The sequence below is a fragment of the Streptomyces sp. XD-27 genome (assembly GCF_030553055.1).
In the GTDB taxonomy this organism is placed as follows: Bacteria; Actinomycetota; Actinomycetes; order Streptomycetales; family Streptomycetaceae; genus Streptomyces.
Window position 1 is genome coordinate 6,941,074 of the sequence record NZ_CP130713.1, and the last position, 18,563, is coordinate 6,959,636.

At 74.5% G+C, this 18,563-nt stretch carries 16 protein-coding genes and 3 pseudogenes; 6 read left to right on the top strand and 13 right to left on the bottom strand.

Annotation, left to right across the window (positions count from 1 at the left end; genetic code table 11):
* Positions 1-15: 15 nt before the first annotated feature.
* Entirely contained in the window at positions 16-801 is a 786-nt protein-coding gene (locus tag Q3Y56_RS30385; protein ID WP_304464965.1) for a maleylpyruvate isomerase family mycothiol-dependent enzyme, read from the bottom strand.
* Between the two features lie 107 nt (positions 802-908).
* Between Q3Y56_RS30385 and Q3Y56_RS30390 the strand changes: the two genes are divergently transcribed.
* Both Q3Y56_RS30390 and Q3Y56_RS30395 read left to right on the top strand, forming a co-directional pair.
* Entirely contained in the window at positions 909-2,123 is a 1,215-nt protein-coding gene (locus Q3Y56_RS30390) for an ROK family protein (protein ID WP_304464966.1), read from the top strand.
* Between the two features lie 169 nt (positions 2,124-2,292).
* Complete coding sequence (locus tag Q3Y56_RS30395) at positions 2,293-2,700, top strand: PPOX class F420-dependent oxidoreductase (protein ID WP_304464967.1); 408 nt, start codon at positions 2,293-2,295, stop codon at positions 2,698-2,700.
* Here Q3Y56_RS30395 and Q3Y56_RS30400 read toward each other — a convergent pair.
* The 5 genes from Q3Y56_RS30400 to Q3Y56_RS30420 all read right to left on the bottom strand — a co-directional run bounded on the left by Q3Y56_RS30400 (position 2,685) and on the right by Q3Y56_RS30420 (position 5,689).
* Entirely contained in the window at positions 2,685-3,629 is a 945-nt protein-coding gene (locus Q3Y56_RS30400) for a phosphotriesterase (protein ID WP_304465869.1), read from the bottom strand. The two genes, Q3Y56_RS30395 and Q3Y56_RS30400, sit on opposite strands and share 16 nt — an antisense overlap.
* Positions 3,623-4,207, bottom strand: a complete 585-nt coding sequence (locus Q3Y56_RS30405; RefSeq protein ID WP_304464968.1) for a DUF4865 family protein — start codon at positions 4,205-4,207, stop codon at positions 3,623-3,625. Before Q3Y56_RS30405 ends, Q3Y56_RS30400 begins: the two co-directional genes overlap by 7 nt.
* 102 nt (positions 4,208-4,309) lie before the next feature.
* Positions 4,310-4,441 carry a hypothetical protein gene (locus Q3Y56_RS30410; protein ID WP_304464969.1) on the bottom strand — a complete coding sequence of 44 codons (132 nt, stop codon included), beginning with the start codon at positions 4,439-4,441 and terminating at the stop codon, positions 4,310-4,312.
* A gap of 160 nt (positions 4,442-4,601) precedes the next feature.
* Positions 4,602-5,165, bottom strand: coding sequence for an ATP-binding protein (locus Q3Y56_RS30415; protein ID WP_304464970.1), 564 nt, complete (start codon positions 5,163-5,165; stop codon positions 4,602-4,604).
* A gap of 188 nt (positions 5,166-5,353) precedes the next feature.
* Positions 5,354-5,689 (bottom strand): hypothetical protein, encoded by a 336-nt coding sequence (locus tag Q3Y56_RS30420; RefSeq protein ID WP_304464971.1) that lies wholly within the window; start codon positions 5,687-5,689, stop codon positions 5,354-5,356.
* A 161-nt stretch (positions 5,690-5,850) separates the two neighbouring features.
* Here Q3Y56_RS30420 and Q3Y56_RS30425 point away from each other — a divergent pair, with 161 nt between their 5' ends.
* On the top strand, positions 5,851-6,981 hold the full coding sequence (locus Q3Y56_RS30425; protein ID WP_304464972.1) for a PLP-dependent cysteine synthase family protein: 1,131 nt from the start codon (positions 5,851-5,853) through the stop codon (positions 6,979-6,981).
* A gap of 34 nt (positions 6,982-7,015) precedes the next feature.
* Here Q3Y56_RS30425 and Q3Y56_RS30430 read toward each other — a convergent pair whose 3' ends face one another.
* The 3 genes from Q3Y56_RS30430 to Q3Y56_RS30440 form a co-directional block, all read right to left on the bottom strand.
* The gene (locus Q3Y56_RS30430) at positions 7,016-7,498 is read right to left on the bottom strand and encodes an SRPBCC family protein (RefSeq protein WP_304464973.1); all 483 of its coding nucleotides are present in this window, start codon (positions 7,496-7,498) and stop codon (positions 7,016-7,018) included.
* A gap of 66 nt (positions 7,499-7,564) precedes the next feature.
* Complete coding sequence (locus Q3Y56_RS30435; protein WP_304464974.1) at positions 7,565-7,894, bottom strand: hypothetical protein; 330 nt, start codon at positions 7,892-7,894, stop codon at positions 7,565-7,567.
* A 117-nt stretch (positions 7,895-8,011) separates the two neighbouring features.
* Positions 8,012-8,860, bottom strand: coding sequence for a DeoR/GlpR family DNA-binding transcription regulator (locus tag Q3Y56_RS30440; protein WP_304464975.1), 849 nt, complete (start codon positions 8,858-8,860; stop codon positions 8,012-8,014).
* Between the two features lie 418 nt (positions 8,861-9,278).
* Between Q3Y56_RS30440 and Q3Y56_RS30445 the strand changes: the two genes are divergently transcribed.
* Positions 9,279-11,522, top strand: coding sequence for a hypothetical protein (locus tag Q3Y56_RS30445; protein WP_304465870.1), 2,244 nt, complete (start codon positions 9,279-9,281; stop codon positions 11,520-11,522).
* On the opposite strand, the pseudogene Q3Y56_RS30450 reads toward Q3Y56_RS30445, so the two are convergent.
* Both Q3Y56_RS30450 and Q3Y56_RS30455 read right to left on the bottom strand, forming a co-directional pair.
* Positions 11,492-13,905, bottom strand: a pseudogene (locus Q3Y56_RS30450) (right-handed parallel beta-helix repeat-containing protein). The gene Q3Y56_RS30445 and the pseudogene Q3Y56_RS30450 overlap by 31 nt on opposite strands.
* Before the next feature lie 118 nt (positions 13,906-14,023).
* A complete protein-coding gene (locus Q3Y56_RS30455; RefSeq protein ID WP_304464976.1) occupies positions 14,024-14,629 on the bottom strand; it encodes a hypothetical protein in 606 nt (201 codons plus the stop codon).
* Positions 14,630-14,733: 104 nt separating this feature from the next.
* Between Q3Y56_RS30455 and Q3Y56_RS30460 the strand changes: the two genes are divergently transcribed.
* Positions 14,734-14,910 carry a DUF6126 family protein gene (locus Q3Y56_RS30460; RefSeq protein WP_304464977.1) on the top strand — a complete coding sequence of 59 codons (177 nt, stop codon included), beginning with the start codon at positions 14,734-14,736 and terminating at the stop codon, positions 14,908-14,910.
* Between the two features lie 26 nt (positions 14,911-14,936).
* Here Q3Y56_RS30460 and Q3Y56_RS30465 read toward each other — a convergent pair.
* Positions 14,937-17,314, bottom strand: a pseudogene (locus Q3Y56_RS30465) (phosphoketolase).
* Between the two features lie 206 nt (positions 17,315-17,520).
* On the opposite strand from Q3Y56_RS30465, the gene Q3Y56_RS30470 reads away from it, so the two are divergent.
* Positions 17,521-17,970, top strand: coding sequence for a Crp/Fnr family transcriptional regulator (locus tag Q3Y56_RS30470; RefSeq protein ID WP_304464978.1), 450 nt, complete (start codon positions 17,521-17,523; stop codon positions 17,968-17,970).
* A 98-nt stretch (positions 17,971-18,068) separates the two neighbouring features.
* Here Q3Y56_RS30470 and Q3Y56_RS30475 read toward each other — a convergent pair.
* Positions 18,069-18,559 (bottom strand): annotated as a pseudogene (locus tag Q3Y56_RS30475) (DUF6643 family protein).
* Positions 18,560-18,563 lie beyond the last annotated feature (4 nt).

Sequence of the window (18,563 nt, forward strand, 5' to 3'; positions counted from 1 at the left end):
CGCTAACACGGTTTGTTACTCGTCGGTAGCCTTGGCTTGATCCGACCGGTGCGGGGGCTGTCCGAAGGTGATCGCCGAGGTCTCGCGCCACAGCCGGGCCACCGCCTCGTCGCCGGTCGTCCCGACCGTGCCGACCGGCGGCCGGTTCCACAGCGCGAGGTACAGGTCGGCGGCCGTGCCGCGCAGTTCGCAGTCGGCCGCGCCGGTCCCGTCCCGTACGGTGCGGGGCACGTCGTCGGTGAGGTGGACGGTCCACACGTCCGAGGTGTCGGTGGTGCGTACCCGCAGGGTGTACGGCACCTCGGTGCGCACCCGGCTGCGGGGCCGGGAGTGGAAGCCGGCGAGCAGTTCGTCGATGCCGTCGGCCGCGAAGCCGGCGTCGAAGGGGGAGAGCCCGGCGCCCGCCGCGGTCTCGGCGTCCACCCGGTGGACGGCCGTCTCGTGGGCCTGCCGGCGGGCCCAGAAGGCGAGCGGGGTGGGGGCGGGCAGAAAGGCGAAGCAGTCGACGTCGGGCGGGGCTTCGGTGAGGGTCCGTACCAGCGCGCGGTGCCCGTCGCGGTACCAGTCGAGGAGCGCGTCACCGTCGAATCCGGGCTCCTCGGGCGGCGGTACGCGCGCGGGCAGGCCCTCGGCGACGAACCGGGCGGCGAACCGGTGCACCACTCCGGTGTGCGCCACCAGGTCCCTGACCCGCCACGCGGGGCAGGAGGGCACCGGGGCGCCCGTCCCCGCGATCCGGGCGGCCTCCCCCAGCAACTGTCCTTCGCGTTCCAGCACTTCGATGAACTCGTCGGTCTCCATGGGCGGAGTCTGCCAGGCTGACCCGCCGGACCCGGCGACCGTGCCCCGGCCGGGCGAACGCGCGCCCCTTATTTTGTTCCACGTCGTCACAAAGTGAGAATGGAGACGTGACCCAGACACGGACAAGGCTGGAGCGGGGCCGCGGCGCCCTCGGCCCGGCGCTGGAGCTCGTACACACCGGCCGCGCGCCCACCCGCGCCGTGCTCACCGCGGAACTCGGCGTGACCCGCGCCACCGCCGGTGCCGTCGCCGCCGAACTGGAGGCGCTCGGCCTGATCCAGGTCGACGCGCGCCCCGGCGGCGCGGCCGGGGGCCAGGGCCGCCCCTCGCACCGCCTGGCCATCGCCCCGCGCGGCCCGGTCGCGCTCGCCGCGCAGGTGCACGCGGACGGCTTCCGCGCCGCGCTGGTCGGACTCGGCGGCCGGATCGTGGCCACCGCGCCCGGCTGCATGACGGTCTCCGCCGACCCCGCGCAGGTCCTCGACGCCGTCGTCGCGGCGGGCGCCGGGCTGCTCCGCGAGACCGGCCGCCGCTGTGTGGGCGCGGGGCTGGCCGTGCCGTCCGCGGTCGCCGAGCCGGAGGGCACCGCGCTCAACCCGCTGCACGTGGCCTGGCCCGCGGGCGCGCCCGTCCGCGAGCTGTTCCACCGCAGCCTGGATGCCGCCGGGCTCCCGCACCCCGCGTTCGCCGGCAACGACGTCAACCTCGCCGCCCTCGCCGAGCACCGGCACGGGGCGGGGCGCGGCGCCCAGCACCTGCTGTGCGTCGCCACCGGCCACCGCGGCGTCGGCGGCGCGCTGGTCCTCGACGGGCGGCTGCACACCGGGAGCGCGGGCCTCGCGCTGGAGGTGGGCCATCTGACCGTCAACCCCGAGGGCGCGCCCTGCCATTGCGGCAGCCGCGGCTGCCTGGACATCGAGGCCGACCCGCTGGCCTTCCTCACCGCGGCCGGACGCGAACCGGGCCCGGAGGAGTCGCTGCTCCAGCAGGCCCGCACGCTGCTGCGCGAGGTGTACCCGCAGGACCCCGGCGTCCGCGCGTCCGCGCACCAGCTCATCGACCGGCTCGGGCTCGGGCTCGCCGGGCTGGTCAACATCCTCAACCCGGACCGCATCATCCTGGGCGGCCTGCACCGCGAACTGCTGGCGGCCGACCCGGAGCGGCTGCGGGCGGTCGTCGCCGACCGCAGCCTGTGGGGGCGCAGCGGCGGCGTCCCGATCCTGCCGTGCACCCTCGACCACAACAGCCTGGTGGGCGCGGCCGAGCTGGCCTGGCAGCCGATCCTCGACGACCCGCTGGCGGCGCTGGGCGCGACGGTCTGAGGAGGCCGGCGGGAGACGCGAGGCGGCCGGGATCCGGGGGAGCCCAGGTCCGGGGGAGCCCAGGTCCGGGGGAGCCCGGGTCCGGGGGAATTCGGGTCCGGAGAAGTCGGCCGGGGCGTGTCCTGCGGTGCTCGACCGATGCTCGCGGGACGTGGACCAGGCTGCCGGGATGGTTCCCCACGAGATCGCCCGCAGCGCGTACGTCAGCCTGGTCACCTACCGCCGCGACGGCACCCCCGTGCCCACCCCTGTCTGGGCGGTGGCGGCCGGGGACACGCTGCTCGTCTGGACAGGGGCGGACAGCTGGAAGGTCAGGCGGCTGCGCAACGACCCCCGGGTCACCGTCACCCCGTGCGGCTTTCGCGGCCGCGCCGTGCGCGGGGCCGCGGCGGTGCCCGCGACCGGCCGGGTGCTGGCGGACCCGGCCGGGGTGGCCCGGGTGCACGCGGCGATGGCCCGCAAGTACCGGTGGCGGTTCCGGATGGTGGACCGCGCCCACAAGCTGCTGTTCCGGGGCCGGCTCCGGCACGTCGGCATCGCCGTCACCTTCCGGCCCGCCGATCAGCCCGCGGGCTGATCGCTCGGCGCCCGCCACTCGACCGCGAACGCCCGAGCCGGGTTGCCGACGAGGATCCGCTCCACCAACTCCTCGCCCAGGTCGGCGGCGAGCCGCGGGCGCAGCCGCCGCAGCAGGTACGGCATGCCGGGGCCGCCGCCGGTAGCCGCCCGGGCCGCGGCGGTCGTGGTGTCGCCGCCCAGCAGCAGCCGGTCCGCGTACCCGGCGTCCGCGAGCGCGGCCAGTGCCTCCGGCAGCCGCCAGTCCGTGGCGTGGTGGGCGCGTGACGGCCCGTCGAAGGCCAGGTACGCGCCCGTCTCGGCGAGCCGTCGATGGTCGGTCGGATCCGGCGAGCGGTTCAGATGGCCCAGCAGCACCCGCCGCGGCGGTACCCCCAACTCCCCGCACAGCAGGTCGAGCACGTCCCAAGCGCCCGTCCCCAGCTCCAGATGCACCCCGATGGGCGCCCCCGTGCGGTGGTGGGCCCGCGCTGCGGCGGTCATCGTGTGCCGGGCGTGCGCGTCGAGCCCGTGGAAGCCGCCGGCCACCTTGATCAGCCCGGCCCGGGGCCCGTCCCCGCCGATGCCGCGCGTCAGCTCCTCGGTGAACAGGTCCGCGAGCCGGTCCCGTACGTCGTCGAGCAGCCGCGGCGGGTAGTGCACCGCCTGGTGCAGTCCGGTGGCGGCGACGACGTGGACGCCGGTGGCGCGGGCCAGCCCGGCGAGGGCCCCGGCCCCGCGCCCCATGCCGTACGGCGTCCACTGCACGACGGATCCGCCGCCCAGCCCGCGGAACGCGCGCAGTTCGTCGGCGGCGGCCGACGCGTTGTCCAGCTCCTGCCCCGGGAGCAGCGGGCTGCGGAGGAACAGGTGGTCGTGGGCGTCGCAGACGCCGAGCTCGGCGGGCGGGATGTCGCCGAGGACGGTACGGATGGCGGCGGCGTTCACCAGTGCCGCCCCTGCGGCAGCGCGTCGAGATGCGGGGCGGACAGGTGCAGCACCTGGAAGCGGTCGCCCGCCGCCTCGGGCGCGTCGTCCCGCCAGAGGGTGAAGTGCAGCAGCTCCCAGTGCCGCGGGTCGATCGCCAGAGCCGTCGAGTGGACCCCTTCCGTGCGGGCGCGTTCGCCGGTCTCCGCCAGCGCCCGCTCCACGGCGGTGGCCGGATCGGCGCCGGGCGGGACGGGCTCGGCGCGGCGGGTGGCGGTGCGCGGCGCGCGGTCCGCGGCCGGGCCGCGTTCGAAGGCCAGCCCCTGCCAGTGCTCGACGGTGGGACGGCCGAAGTCCTCGACGAGGCCGCGGAACCCGGCGCCCCACAGGAAGCGGTTCATGGCCTCGGGGGAGGCCCACAGATAGAACGGCGCGTAGGCGTTCACCGGCGAGCCGTCGACGCCCCGCTCGCGGATGCCGTACGCCTTGAGCCCGAGCCCGGGGAAGTCGTCCAGCAGGTGTCCCCGCGTCGCCACCCGGCGGCGGATGATCTCCATGTCGTAGTCGGCGGGCAGGGTGATGCGGTACTGCATGGCGTGCACGGAACTGCTCCTGTCGGTGGACGGGCGGCGGACGGTGTCCCCGGCCGTCGTAGGGGGCCTTGGAAGTGGTCGTCGCTCAAGGGCCCTGATACGGGCCGTCGTTCAGAGGCGGTCGACGGTCCGCGTCGCGAACAGGGCGGGCAGTCCGCGCACCGCGTGGTCGTCGCGGATGCGGGCGTACGCGCCCCTCAGCAGGTCCTGGGTGCTCTCGATCAGGCGTTCCGGAGTGCTCATGAGCACACTGTACATACTAGTAAGTACAGAATTCCAGCGCGGGGCGATCCGGTGCCCGGCGCGGGGTGATCCGGTGGGCGTCGCGCGGAAAGCCGGGCGCCCCCGGCTGGGTGACGGGCAGTCACCCGCAGGCCCGGCCGATGGCGCCCTCCGAACTCCGTCAGCCCGAGACGGCCGACCGGACCGCCGTGCGCTCGCGTGCGGCGGCCACCGGCCCCGGTCGCGTGCCGCCCCTGCGGTCCGGCGGGGCCGCCGCGCGACGCTCGGCGGCGGGCGCGCGCCCCGCGCCGTGCGCCGCGAGCGGGGACGTGCCAGTGGTGAGCCCCCGCGGCGCGGCGAGCGTGAACCACACGACCTTCCCGCTGCCGTCGTCCCCGGCGTGCATGCCCCAGCTCTCGCTGACGGCGGCCACCATGGTCAGCCCGCGACCATGGGTGCTCACCGGGTCCGCCTCGCACACCCGCGGCAGCCGTGGGTCCCGGTCGCGCACCGAGACCGTGAGCCGGTCCAGCATGAGAACGATCTCCACCGTGCACTGCTTGTCCGGCTCCGCATGCCGGTGCACGTTGGTCAGCAGTTCGGTGACGCACAGCGCCGCCGGGTCGATGAGCGCGTCGATGTGCCAGTAGCGCAGCTGCGCCGAGACGATTCTGCGGACCTGGCCGATCCGCGCCGGCAGAGCCTGCAACTCCACCGTGCAATGCCTGCTAGGAAGACTGATCACGGCTGCGACTCCCTGAAGAAGAGTTAGGGCTAGCCTGATTCAGATGCGGGCGATGAACGTGCGCGGCCGCGCGGGCAGCCGTACACGACCGGAGGGCCGGTTCTCAGCGTCACCGCCGGTTAACCCTCAGTGATACTCATACGCGTCAAGCGTCGGCCCACCCGCTCAGATGCGCAACTCGAAGGTGCTCAGTCCTTCCCGGCGCGGCCGCGTGCGCTGCGGATCGCGTCCAGGAACCGGCTGGCGGCGCCCCCCTCCGCGGGTGCGGCGGGGGCCGCCGCGTCCTGCTCCGCGAGGGTGAGGCGATAGCGCGTACCGTTGACCGTGGCGCGTGCCTGGTCCCCGTCGGTGAACCAGGGCCTGCCGGCCCGGACCGACTGCACCGGAGCGCTGTCGATCTCCCGGCCGTTGCTGGTCAGCAGCTCCAGCCTGCCGTCCTTGATCAGGACCTGTCCGGCACGCGTGACGGAGCGCAGATTCTTCTCGATCCGCACTCCTCGGGCGTTGAACTCGGTTTCCGCCACGTGGACCGCCTCCCCGAATCTCCCCAGCGGGCTCGCGCCCGCTCTCCCATTGTCCCTGTTGCGCAGTCTGCCCGTGACAGCGACTGGACACCAGTACCCACATATGATCGAGATGACCGACTGTTTTCAGTCAGGTCGGAACGCGAGCACAGGGAAGCGGTATGAACGGCGCGGGCACCACACAGCAGGCGATCATGGGCACCATCGACGTGGACCGGAGTGACACCGCTTATCGGGACTGGCTGAAAGAAGCCGTCCGAAAGGTCCAGGCCGACGCCAATCGCTCGGCCGACACCCACCTGCTGCGCTTTCCGCTGCCCGAGCAGTGGGGCATCGACCTGTACCTGAAGGACGAGTCCACCCACCCCACCGGCAGCCTCAAGCACCGGCTGGCCCGCTCGCTGTTCCTGTACGGGCTGTGCAACGGGTGGATCAGGCCCGGCAAGCCCGTCATCGAGGCGTCCAGCGGGTCCACCGCGGTCTCCGAGGCGTACTTCGCCAAGCTGATCGGGGTGCCGTTCATCGCCGTGATGCCGCGCACCACCAGCCGCGAGAAGTGCCGCCTGATCGAGTTCCACGGCGGCCGCTGCCACTTCGTGGACGACTCCCGGCGGATGTACGAGGTGGCCGCGGCGCTCGCGGCGGAGACCGGCGGCCACTACGTCGACCAGTTCACCTATGCCGAGCGCGCCACCGACTGGCGGGGCAACAACAACATCGCCGAGTCGATCTACCAGCAGCTGCGGCTGGAGCGGTTCCCCGAGCCTGCGTGGATCGTCGCGACCGCGGGCACCGGCGGCACCTCCGCGACGATCGCCCGCTACGTCCACTACATGAGTTTCGACACCCGGGTCTGCGTCGCGGACCCCGAGAACTCCTGCTTCTTCGACGGCTGGGTGAACGACGACCCGGACGCCACCAGTGACTGCGGCTCGCGGATCGAGGGCATCGGCCGACCGCGGATGGAGCCGAGCTTCATACCGGGCGCGATCGACCGGATGATGAAGGTGCCGGACGCGGCGAGCGTTGCGGCGGTGCGCGCGCTGGAGGGCGCCATCGGCCGCAAGGCGGGCGGCTCGACCGGCACGGGGCTGTGGAGCGCGCTGCGGATCGTCGCGGAGATGGTGGCCGAGTCACGTACGGGCAGCGTGGTCACCCTGCTGTGCGACCCGGGCGACCGCTACCTGGACAAGTACTACTCCGACGCCTGGCTGGCGGAGCAGGGGCTGGACATCACGCCGTACGCGATGGCGATCGAGGGCTTCCTGGCGACGGGGAAGTGGTCGAGCTGACCGCGCCGCGCGGCACGCACCGAGCCGCCGGGCGCTAGCGCCCGGCGGACGCCACGCGGCGGTCCAGGGCCCGCATCGCGCGCCGGAACGCGCGCCCCACGCCCGCCCGGCCCAGTGTCATCGCCCACCGCAGCGGCGCCGGGGCGTCCACCGCGAAGGTGTACCGGACCCGGGTGCCGGCTCCGTTGCCGGACGGCGTCAGCCGCCACTCCTCCAGCAGGGCCCGCAGCCCCGGGGCGTTGGTCGCGTCCACCCGGTACGCGTACCGCTCGGCGGGCTCGGCCGCCAGGACCGTCTCGGCGAACCGGGTGCCGCCCCGCAGCCGGACCTCCCGGCCCCGCCCGCCGTCCACCGGGCGCGCCTCGGCGACGGCGGCGAACCACCGCGGCCAGTCCGCGGTGGTTCGCAGTTGGTGGAAGACGGCGTCGGGGGCGGCCGCCACCTCGGCATGGAAGACCAGCCGCAACGGGGCGGCCCCGAGGAAGTCGAGCCCGACGGGGCGCAGGCGGCGTGTCATGGCCGCACCATAGCTGACATGCCGTCAAGTCGGCAGGTTGCTCACCGCGGTCACCGGGTCACTCGGTCACCGGGTCACCGGCGCCAGGTTGATGCCCCACTTGGCGAGATCCCTCGGGCCCTGGGTGAGGAACGAGTCCCCGCAGTGGTTGATCCTGCCGTTGAGCGGCGTGGAGATGTGGTCGTCGCCGACGGACCCGTGACGCGGAAGGGGCAGGAGGTGCCTGGGCAGGTCGGTGGAGTCACCGCCGCTGCCTCCGCCACTGCCTCCGCCGTGGTTGGTGACGGTGCAGTTGTTCTCGAACGACACGTTCGGGGGGCCGTCGGACAGCGTGGCCGCCCCGGCGACGGGCGCGACGCCGAGCACCGCACCCGCTGCCGCCGCGGTGACTGCCACAAAGCTTGCGATCTCACGTGTTGGCATGCCGGGTGAACGACGCGGAGCACCATAGGGTTCGCCCGGACTCGCCCGTTCGGGTCGCTGTCCCGACCGGCGGAACGCGCTCGGCGCCCGCTACGGCTGCCCGTCGTCCGACGGCTCGCCCGCCACGATCAGCTCCGGCAGGTGCTCCGCGATCTCCGCCCGCTCCCGCGCGGGCAGGCCCGCGTCCGTCACGAGCGCGTCCACCTCGTCCAGCGAGGCGAAGGAACTCAGGCCCACCGTGCCCCATTTGGTGTGGTCCGCCACCACCACGACCCGCCGCGCCGACCGCACGAAATGGCGGTTGGTCTCCGCCTCCGCCAGGTTCGGCGTCGACAGCCCCGCCTCGACCGATATCCCGTGCACCCCGAGGAACAGCACATCGAAGTGCAGGGAACGGATCGCGGCGTCCGCGACCGGACCCACCAGGGTGTCCGACGGCGTCCGCACCCCGCCCGTCAGCACCACCGTCGCCGCCCCCGGGCGCGCCGCGCCCGCGCCGCCGCCCGCGGCCGAGCGCTGCGCCGCGTAGAAGACGTCGGCGACCCGGACCGAGTTCGTCACGACCGTCAGATCCGGAACCTCCAGCAGCCGCTGGGCCAGCGCGTACGCGGTCGTCCCGCCCGCGAGGGCGATCGCGCTGCCGGGCGCCGCCATCGCCGCCGCGGCCCGCGCGATGTCCTCCTTCGCGCTCAGCTCCAGCGCCGACTTCGCCTCGAACCCGGGCTCGTAGGTGCTCGCCTCCGCGACCGGCACCGCACCGCCGTGCACCTTCTCCACCACACCCAGCCGGGCGAGGGCGTCCAGATCGCGACGGACCGTCATGTCCGACACGTTCAGCTTGCGCGTGAGTTCGTTGACCCGCACCCCGCCGCGCCGCCTGACCTCGTCGAGGATCAGAGCACGCCGCTGCTCCGCGAGGAGGTTCTGGTTGTCACTCACGGTGTTCCCACCTTGCTTCCGATCAGCCACCCGCCCAGGTGAGCTCATCCTCCCACGCGCCGATGACAGGCGGCCGGATGAGCGCACAGGGTTACGATTTCGGTTCACCCGCCCGTGTCGCGCCACGACCACGCCGCGCGGCGGGGATGCTTCATGGGGGATGTCCCAGACCTCATGGGGACACCGGAATCGGGGGGCGACGGTGGCGACGACCACGCGGGACAACGGCACGGCACGAGGGCAGGAGCAGCCGGACGGGACACCGGACACGGCACCGGACGCCGCGCCGGACGACGGGCCGGAAGGGCAGCCGGACACCGAGTCGGACAACGGGCCGGAAAGGGCGCCGGACGGCAAGCGGCCGCGGCTGGAGCTGGAGCTGCTGGTCCACGGGGTCGGCGGCGCGACGCCCCAGGAGATGCTGGCCGACCCGCGCGTCGTCCGGGTCACCGGCGACCAGACCGCGGGCGTCCACCGCCGGACCGAGGACGGCGACGCCGAGGACCGCCCCGGCGACTACCGCCGCGAACCCGTCCGCGAGGCGTACTGCTGGTCCAACCTCACCTCGGGCAACGGCGCCCGCGCCCTGTGGCTGCTCCTGCTGCCCTTCATGGTCGCCAACCTCGCCCACTGGATGCGGCCGCCCGCGCCCGGCCGCACCCGGACGGTACGCGCCTACGGCGTCCTCGTCCGGCTCGTCGCCCTCAGCCTGACCGTGGTGCTGATCGCCGCGGCCTGCGAAGTGGCCCTGGACCTGGTCGCCTGGCAGTGCGCCGGCACCGGCTCGTGCGCCGACAACCGGCCCTGGCTCGGCTTCATGTCCGCCGGGCACGACGGCTGGTGGAGCCAGCCGGGCCGCAGGCTCGCCCTCGCCGCCCTGCTGCCCGCCGCGCTGACCGGGCTGCTGTGGTACCTGTCGAACCGCACCTGGAGCGCCTACGAGTCGCAGCCGCCCCTCGGGCTCCCGGTCGAGGAGACCGACCCGGAGTCCGGCGAAGGACCGGCGCTGCGGCTGCCCGGCTTCTGGTACGGCCGCCGGCTCGTGGCCCGGCTGCGCGCCGCCCACACCGCCGCGGGCTTCCTCACCGTCGCGTCGGCCGTCGCCGCCCCCGCCGCCCGCTACGACCACGCGCCGGGCGGCAGCGCGGCACTGGACGTCTTCAGCTGGGTGCTGGCCGCGGTACTGGTCGTCGTCGAACTGATGGTGCTCTACGTGGTGTGCAGCCGCGGCCGCAGCGAGAGCAGGCTGGACGAGCACCTCGACCGGCTCACCGTCACCGCGCTGCCGAGTGCCGCGCTGGGCAGCCTCGCGCTGTCGATGCTGTACGCGGGCTGGTCCCGCCCGGACTGGTCCTCGGCCGGGCGGCAGCTGCCCGGCGACCAGACCTTCGGCCTCATCGTCCTCGTCCAGGGTGCGCTGGTCACCGGCATCGCGGTGTGCGCCCTGCTGCTGCACCGCGCCAACCGCACCCCGCGTACCCCGCTGTTCGGGCTCGGCGGGGCGGCGGTGGCCATGTTCGCCTGCGCCCTGGGCGCGCTGCTGACCGGGGGCGTCACCCAGCGGATGGCCGACTGGCTGGACGGCCCGGCCGTCCCCGGCGCGGGGCCGATGCCGGGCCCGCCGGTCATCCTGTCCTGGCAGGCCGCCGCCGTCCCCGTGCTGGTGCTCCTGCTGCTGCTCCTGGCCGCCGTCTTCGCCGTCCGCGTATGGCGGGTGCGGGCCCGGCTGATCCGCACCGTGCCGGACGGCTATCCGGGGGAGCGGCCCGACGGCGTGCGCACCCGCAGGATCGCCGGGACCATCGCCCGCGCCGGACTCACCGACGACGTGCCCGCCATCGTCGGCCCCCTGGCCCTGTTCGCGCTCGTGCTCGGCGCGGGCGCCGTCGCCGGCGCCTGGGCCACCGACGAGGTCCCCGGCCGGGCCTGCGACGACACCAACGCGGTGCTCGACGGCGCCGCGCAGACCGCGCAGGCGCTGGGCTCCTGGCTGGTGGGCCTGGCGTTCCTGACCTTCGTCGCCTGGGGGCGGCGCGCCTACCGCAACCCGTCGGCCCGCCGCACCATCGGCATCCTGTGGGACGTCGGCACGTTCTGGCCGCGCGCCGCGCACCCCTTCGCGCCGCCCTGCTACGCCGAGCGGGCCGTCCCCGACCTCACCTGGCGGATGCGGACCTGGACCCAGCGCACCGGCGGCCGGCTGGTCATCTCCGGCCACTCCCAGGGCAGCGTGCTGGCGGCGGCCGCCGTCTGGCAGTTGGACCGCAAGACCCGCCGTCAGGTCGCCCTGCTCACCTACGGCTCCCCGCTGGAGCGGCTGTACGGCCGCTGGTTCCCCGCCTACTTCGGCCCCGGCCCGCTGCTCGCCCTGCACGGCGAGGTGCGCTGCTGGCGCAACCTGTGGCGGTACACCGACCCCATCGGCGGCCCCATCCGGCTGCCGGACGAGGCCGGGCCCGAGGTGGACCGCGGCGCCCTCAAGGATCCGCTCGCCTACGGCCGTACCGCCGAACACCCGCTGCCCGCCGCCATCCTGGGGCACGGCGACTACCAGGCCGACCCGGTCTTCGAGCAGGAGCGGGCCGGGCTGCTGGCCCGGCTGCCCGACGGGGCCGGGCACCGGCTCCCCGCTCAGGGCAGCGCCGGCAGGTCCTCCGGATAGAGCAGGGTGAGCTCGTCGGTGCTCGGGTCGGCCAGCTGGGCGACCCGGCCCGCGTGCCGCTCGACCATCGCCTCGAAGGTCTGCCGGGCGGTACGGCCGTTGCCGAACGCCGGGCCCTTGGGCACCGCCGTGAAGTACTTCAGCAGCGCCTCCGACGCGCCCTCCCCGATCCGGTACTCCTGCTCCTCCGCCTGCTGCTCCACGATCCGCAGCAGCTCCTCGGGGGTGTAGTCGCCGAAGGTGATGGTGCGGGAGAAGCGGGACGCCACCCCGGGGTTGACGGTCAGGAACCGCTCCATCTCCGCGGTGTACCCGGCGACGATGACGACGACCGCCTCGCGGTGGTCCTCCATCAGCTTCACCAGCGTGTCGATGGCCTCCCGGCCGAAGTCCCGGCCCGCGTCCTCCGGTGACAGGGCGTACGCCTCGTCGATGAACAGCACCCCGCCGCGCGCCCGGTCGAACGCCTCCTGGGTACGGATCGCCGTGGAGCCGATGTGCTCGCCCACCAGGTCCACCCGGGAGACCTCCACCAGATGGCCGCGCTCCAGCACCCCGAGGGCGGCCAGGATCTCGCCGTACAGCCGGGCCACCGTGGTCTTGCCGGTCCCGGGGAGCCGGTGAAGACCAGATGGCGGCGGACCGAGGCGGCCTTGAGCCCGGCCCGCTGCCGCCGGCGGCCGACCTCGATCATGTCGGTCAGCGCCCGCACCTCGCGCTTGACGCTCTCCAGCCCGACCAGCGCGTCCAGCGCCCCCAGCACCTCCTTGGCCTCCCGGGCCGGCGGCGCGGGCTCAGCCATCTGGGCGGTCTGCGCGGGCCGCGGCACCGGGACGCCGCCCAGCAGCCCGGCGGTTGCCGGGGCCGACTGCGTTGCCGTGGCCGGGAGCGGCGGCGGGACGGGCTCCGGCGTCGCGCTCTCGTCGCTGGTGCAGTCCTCGCTGACGGGGCCGGGCTCGGCGAACTCGTAGCCGCCGCGGGCGCAGCGCTCGGTGCGGCAGCGGGTCAGCGTCGTACGGCAGCCGTCGATGATGTGGAAGCCGTAGCCGCCGCTGCCCGTCACCCGGCAGGTGTGGAACGTGCCCCGGCCCTCGGCGGAGACGTAGAACCCGGCCTCGGTGGGGGAGCTGACCGTGGTGCGCTCCACCGTCGGGTCGGCGCCCTTGGTGACGATCACCCCGGTCGCCGTCCCGTCGATCGTGCAGCCCGCCAGCGTCCCGCCGCTGCCGTGGTCGCGGAACCACGCGCCGGTCGCGGCCTCCCGGATCCGGCAGTCGTCCAACTGGGCGGTCGCCCCGTCGCTCACCGACACCGCCGTGTTGCGCACCTGGGAGATGTCGCTGTCCACCACGTCGGCACGGGAGCCGCGGTCCAGGACGAACAGGGCGTCCGGCACATCACGCACCCGGCAGGCGTCGAGCACGGCCGCCGCCCCGTCGCTCACCCACACCGCCGGGTAGTCGCCGGTGCTGTCATGTATCTCGCACTGGTTGGCGTCCACGCGCGTGCCCGGGTCCCACACCGACAGGCCGTTGCGCCCGAACCGGCGGACCGTGGAGCGGGTGAGCGTCAGCACCGAACGCGACCGCAGGTCCACCGCGTTCTCCGGAATGTCGTGGATGTCGCAGTCGGCGAGCGTGAGGACGGCGTCGGTGTCGAGGTTGACCCCGTCGGAGGAGGTCCGGTGCACCTGGCAGTCCGTCAGGTGTCCCGTGGCGCGCGCCGAGACCGCGACGCCCGCGCCCCGGATCTCGTACACCTCGCAGCCGACCGCCTCCAGCGTGCTGCCCTCACCGGTGACGGAGAGACCGGACCCGGAGGTGTGGTGGACCTTGCAGCGCTCCAGCCGCGGACGGCCGCCGCCGCGCACCGCGACGCCGGACTGCCCCGCGGCCACCACCTCGCACTCCTCGAACACCCCGCCCGCGCCGTCCAGGACGCTCACGCCCACCCCGGCCGGGTTGTCGACGGACGTGCGGCGCACCGTCGGCCGGGCGCCGCCGCGCACCTCGATGCCCACCGCCGAGCGGGTGGCCACCCGCACGTCGCAGATCTCCGGCGCCCCGTCCTCGACCAGCAGCGCGGGCGAGGCCGAGTCCTGCCCCTCGATGTGCAGGTCCCGCACGGTCGCGGAGGCGCGGATGGTCAGCGCCACACCGTCGGCCGGGGCGATCCGCACCGCGCCGCGGGAGCCCTCCGGGCCGCGCAGCGTCACCGCCCGGCCGATCACCAGGTTCTCCCGGTACGTACCCGGGGAGATCGACAGCACGTCCCCCTCCCCGGCCGCCTCCAGCGCCGCGGCGAGGGAGGCGTACTCTCCTGTGCGGCGCCGCCAGCGCGACGTTCCGGTGTGCGTCACCTGGACGACCGAGCCCTGTGCCATGGTGCTGCTGTGCCCCCACCTCGTGCGTGTGCCGACCGCGTACAGCGGCGCCGTGAAGGCCCGCCGTGGTGCGTGAAGGCCCCACCGTAGCGTGCGCGGTGGAGGGCGAGTTGAGCGGTCAGCTCCCCGCGCCCGCTCTGCCCCAATCCTGCCCGGCCCGTTCCCACGCGCTGTCCCAGCGGGCGTACCGCCGATGCGTCAGCCGCCATACGACCAGCCGCCGCGCGCCCTCCACCAGGCCGGCCGCCAGGGCCGCCGCGCCCACCCCGGCGAAGACGGCGTGCGTGGTGGCCGTCGCGCTGTCCAGCGGGCGGCCGACCGGCGAGCCGTGCTCGTCGGTCCACAGCGGGATGCGGTCGCCCGGGCCGGCCTCGGAGGCCGGCGCGTGCACCGTTCCGGTGCGCGTCTTCCCGTCCGGCCCGGTCCAGCGGGCGAGCACCCGGCGGTGGGCGTCCCGCGCCGACGAGGTCTCCGGGTCGGGGTCGACCGGCGGCTGCGCCAGCACCGTGACCACGGTCGCCGTCACCTCGTGCCGCCGGGCCCGCTGTTCGCGCACCGCGTCGTTGAGCGCGTCATGGGCGATCATGCCGGTCAGCCAGCCGACGGCGGGGGCGAGGCACAGGATCAGCAGGGCGGCGGCCAGCCCCGCGCACGCCTCGGCCAGGTCCGTCGCGCGGCGCAGCGGGTTGTCCCGCCACCGCCAGAGCCCCCGAACCGTTCGCACCCTGCCGCACCCCCTTGTCCGTTTGTGAGTACCTCATATACCGCGTCAGGCGGGAGGAGCGGTGTACGGACGGCGAAATCCGGACCCCGCGTACACTCGTCCGTATGACTGATGAGCCCGCCAAGGCGCCGCACGCCGGGTACGAGGGCGGCGGTGCCGGATCCGAGGAGTACAAGGAGCGCGCCGTCGCCTGGCGCGTCTTCGTGTACGTGGTCGCCGGGCACGTCTTCGCGGGCTTCCTGTGGCTGCTGTTCTACCTGGGTGCCCACGCCCCGAAGTAGCAGCCGCGCCGGAGTGAGCCGCGGGCTCAGCCCGGCCAGCTCCACTCCACGACCTCCGGCAGGTCCGTGCCGTGCCGTCGGATCCAGCGGTGGTGCCGCTGCCGGATGTCCGCCATCGCCTGCCGGACCCCCGTGGCGCCCACCGCGAGCCCCGGCACCCGGTCGATGACGTCCATCACCAGCCGGTACCGGTCGAGATCGTTGCGTACGACCATGTCGAAGGGCGTGGTCGTGGTGCCCATCTCCTTGTAGCCGCGCACATGCACCTGCGGGTGGACGGCCCGCCGGTACGTCAGCCGGTGGATCAGCCACGGATAGCCGTGGTAGGCGAAGATCACCGGGCGGTCGCGGGTGAAGACCGCGTCGAACTCCTTGTCCGTCATCCCGTGCGGATGCTCCTCGCGCGGCATCAGCCGCGTCATGTCGACCACGTTCACCACCCGGACCGACAGCTCCGGCAGATGCCGGCGCAGCAGCGCGGCCGCGGCCAGCGCCTCCTGGGTGGGGACGTCGCCGGCGCAGGCCAGCACCGCGTCCGGTCCGGTGCCCCGCTCCTCGGTGCCCGCCCACTCCCACACCCCGGCCCCGCGCGCGCAGTGGTCGCGCGCCTGGTCGATATCCAGCCAGTCGAAGCCGGGCTGCTTGCCCGCGACCACGACGTTCACCACGTCGCGGGTGCGCAGCACATGGTCGGCGACGCACAGCAGGGTGTTGGCGTCCGGCGGCAGGTACACCCGCACCACGTCCGGGTTCTTGTTGAGGACGTGGTCGACGAAGCCGGGGTCCTGGTGGGAGAAGCCGTTGTGGTCCTGCCGCCACACATGCGAGGTCAGCAGGTAGTTCAATCCCGCGACCGGCGCCCGCCAGGGCACCGTGCGCGCGGTGCCGACCCACTTCACGTACTGCGCGGCCATGCTGTCCACGATGTGCGCGAACGCCTCGTAGCACGAGAACAGCCCGTGCCGCCCGGTGAGCACATAGCCCTCCAGCCAGCCCTGGCACAGGTGCTCCGACAGCACCTCCATGACCCGGCCGTCCGGCGCCAGGTCCCGGTCGGTGGGGGCGCGCTCGGCCTGCCACGCCTTTCCGGTCGCCTGGTACAGGTCCTGCAGCCGGTTCGACGCGGTCTCGTCGGGACCCACCACCCGGAAGTCCCGGCGGTCCGCGGTGTCCGCCATGATCTGGCGCAGCAGCCCGCCGAGCACCCGCGTCGGCTCGTGCAGCGCGGTGCCGGGCCGGTCCACGGGCACCGCGAACCGGGCCAGGTCCGGCAGCGGCAGCTCCCGCAGCAGCCGGCCGCCGTTCGCGTGCGGGTTGGCGCCCAGCCTGCGGTCCCCGTCGGGGACGCAGGCCAGCACCGGGGGCCGCGGGTGGCCGCCCTCGTCGAACAGCTCCATCGGCAGGTACGAGCGCAGCCACCGGTCGAGCTGCCGCAGATGGTCGGGGTTCTCGCGGACGGCGTCGAGCGGCACCTGGTGGGCGCGCCAGGTGCCCGCCACCGGCTCGCCGTCGACCTCCTCGGGCCCGGTCCAGCCCTTCGGCGTACGCAGCACGATCAGCGGCCAGTGCGGGCGCCGCCGGTCCCCGTCCTCGCGGGCGGCGCGGCGGATGGCGGCGATCCGGTCCACCGCGAGGTCCAGGGCGGCGGCCATGTCGCGGTGGACGTGCGCGGGATCGCTGTCCAGCCGGCCGGTGACGTACAGCGGCTCGTGGCCGTATCCGCGCAGCAGGGCGTCGAGCTCCGCGTCCCCCAGCCGCGCGAGCACCGCCGGGTTGGCGATCTTGTACCCGTTGAGGTGGAGGATGGGCAGCACGGCACCGTCGTGCACCGGGTCCTGGAACTTGTTCGCGTGCCAGGAGGCGGCCAGCGGCCCGGTCTCCGCCTCGCCGTCGCCGATCACGCAGGCCACCAGCAGGTCCGGGTTGTCCAGCGCCGCGCCGTAGGCGTGCCCAAGGCAGTGGCCCAGCTCGCCGCCCTCCTGGAGGGAGCCGGGCACCTCGGGGGCGGTGTGGCTTGCCACGCCGCCCGGCGTCGAGAACTGCCGGAACAGCCGCGTCAGCCCCGCCAGGTCGCGGCCGCAGTCGGGGTTGAGCTCGCCGTACGTGCCCTCCAGCCAGGCACCGGCGAGCACCGCGGCCCCGCCGTGCCCCGGACCCCACACGCACACGGTGTCCTGGTCGCGCTCGCGGATCATGCGGTTGAGGTGGGTGTAGACCAGGTTCAGCCCGGACAGGTGCCCCAGTGCCCCAGCAGCCGCGGCTTGATGTGCTCCGGCCGCAGCGGCTCGGTGAGCAGCGGATTGCCGCGGAGATAGAGCTGGCCGGCGGCGAGGTAGTTCAGCGCGCGCCAGTGCGAGTCGAGCTCCTCCACGGCGCTGTCGGAGAGCGTGGATGGCGTGTGCACCGTTACGTCCCTCGTGTACGTCCCTTGTGCGGGCCGCCGTGCGGCACGCGTGCGGCCCTGCGACCGACCATGCCACAGCCGCCGCCGATGAGCGCGACGAGAGGCCGGTGCGGCGCGATCGGACGCCGACGGGGCGCGATGGGACGCCGGTGCGGCACCACGGACGCCGATGGGCGGGACGGGAGCCGACGCGGCACCCTGAGGACATGAGTGGACTTCTCAGCGGGCTGTCCGGCGAGCACCGCGACCGGCTGCTGGCGCTCGCACACGACGCGTCCTTCCCCTCCGGCGCGCGGCTCTTCGAGGAGGGCGGCAGGGCCGACCGCTTCTGGATCGTCCGCACCGGATCGGTCACCCTCGACATGCGGGTGCCGGGGCGCCGGCCCGTGGTCATCGAGACACTCGGCCCCGGCGAGCTGGTCGGCTGGTCGTGGCTGTTCCCGCCGGGCGGCTGGCACCTGGGCGCGGAGGCCCTCAGCCCGGTGCGCGCGCACGAGTTCGACGCGGCCGCGGTCCGGCAGCTCTGCACGGACGACACCGCCCTGGGCTACGAACTCGTGCTGGCCTGCGCGCAGGCCATGGGCCGGCGGCTGCAGAGCGCCCGCAACCGCGCGCTGGACCTGCACAACCCCTACAACAGCGGCGGGCCGCACTGACCGCGGAACGGGTCAGCGGGTGGCCGCCGCGAACGGTTCGGCGGGCGGCCGTCGTTCGCCGGGGCGGCGCCCCCCGCGGCGCCTCCCCGATGGTGCGGTCAGTAGCCCTGGTTCGGGTACTGCTGACGCCCGTACTGGTCCTGGTACGGGGCGGGCGCCGGGCGCGGGGCGGCAGGCCGCGGCATGGCCGGGCGCATCGCCTCGTACCCCGTCGGTCCGCCCATGCCCGGACGCGGCTGCTGCATCGGCGGCTGGGCGCCCGGATAGCCGCGCGGGCCCGTCGACTGCGGCGGGATGTACGGCGCCGGGGGTGCTGCAACCCGCTGGGCTGCGGCATGCCGCCCTGCGCCGGATAGCCGTGCGGCGGGGTGTGCTGCGGGGACGGCGCGGCCGGCAGGGCGGGCAGCGCCGCCGGGAGCGCCGGCGAGGCAGGCGAGAAGAAGCCGCTCGCGTCATACGGGGACGGGACCCGGATGGGCGCGATCTGCGGTGTCCCCCGCTCCGCGACGAGGCTGTCGTAGATGGGAGTGTCCGGGAAGGACGGCGAGGAGTAGTAGCCGCCGCCATAGGTGCTGCGGGGGGAGCTCATAGTC

What these genes read in the sequence shown, in the direction of transcription:
- Q3Y56_RS30385 (WP_304464965.1), bottom strand. Translation starts at nt 801, where the DNA reads ATGGAGACCGACGAGTTCATCGAAGTGCTGGAACGCGAAGGACAGTTG.
- Q3Y56_RS30395 (WP_304464967.1), top strand. Translation starts at nt 2,293, where the DNA reads ATGGTTCCCCACGAGATCGCCCGCAGCGCGTACGTCAGCCTGGTCACC.
- Q3Y56_RS30410 (WP_304464969.1), bottom strand. Translation starts at nt 4,441, where the DNA reads ATGAGCACTCCGGAACGCCTGATCGAGAGCACCCAGGACCTGCTGAGG.
- Q3Y56_RS30425 (WP_304464972.1), top strand. Translation starts at nt 5,851, where the DNA reads ATGAACGGCGCGGGCACCACACAGCAGGCGATCATGGGCACCATCGAC.
- Q3Y56_RS30430 (WP_304464973.1), bottom strand. Translation starts at nt 7,498, where the DNA reads ATGACACGCCGCCTGCGCCCCGTCGGGCTCGACTTCCTCGGGGCCGCC.
- Q3Y56_RS30445 (WP_304465870.1), top strand. Translation starts at nt 9,279, where the DNA reads ATGCTGGCCGACCCGCGCGTCGTCCGGGTCACCGGCGACCAGACCGCG.
- Q3Y56_RS30460 (WP_304464977.1), top strand. Translation starts at nt 14,734, where the DNA reads ATGACTGATGAGCCCGCCAAGGCGCCGCACGCCGGGTACGAGGGCGGC.
- Q3Y56_RS30470 (WP_304464978.1), top strand. Translation starts at nt 17,521, where the DNA reads ATGAGTGGACTTCTCAGCGGGCTGTCCGGCGAGCACCGCGACCGGCTG.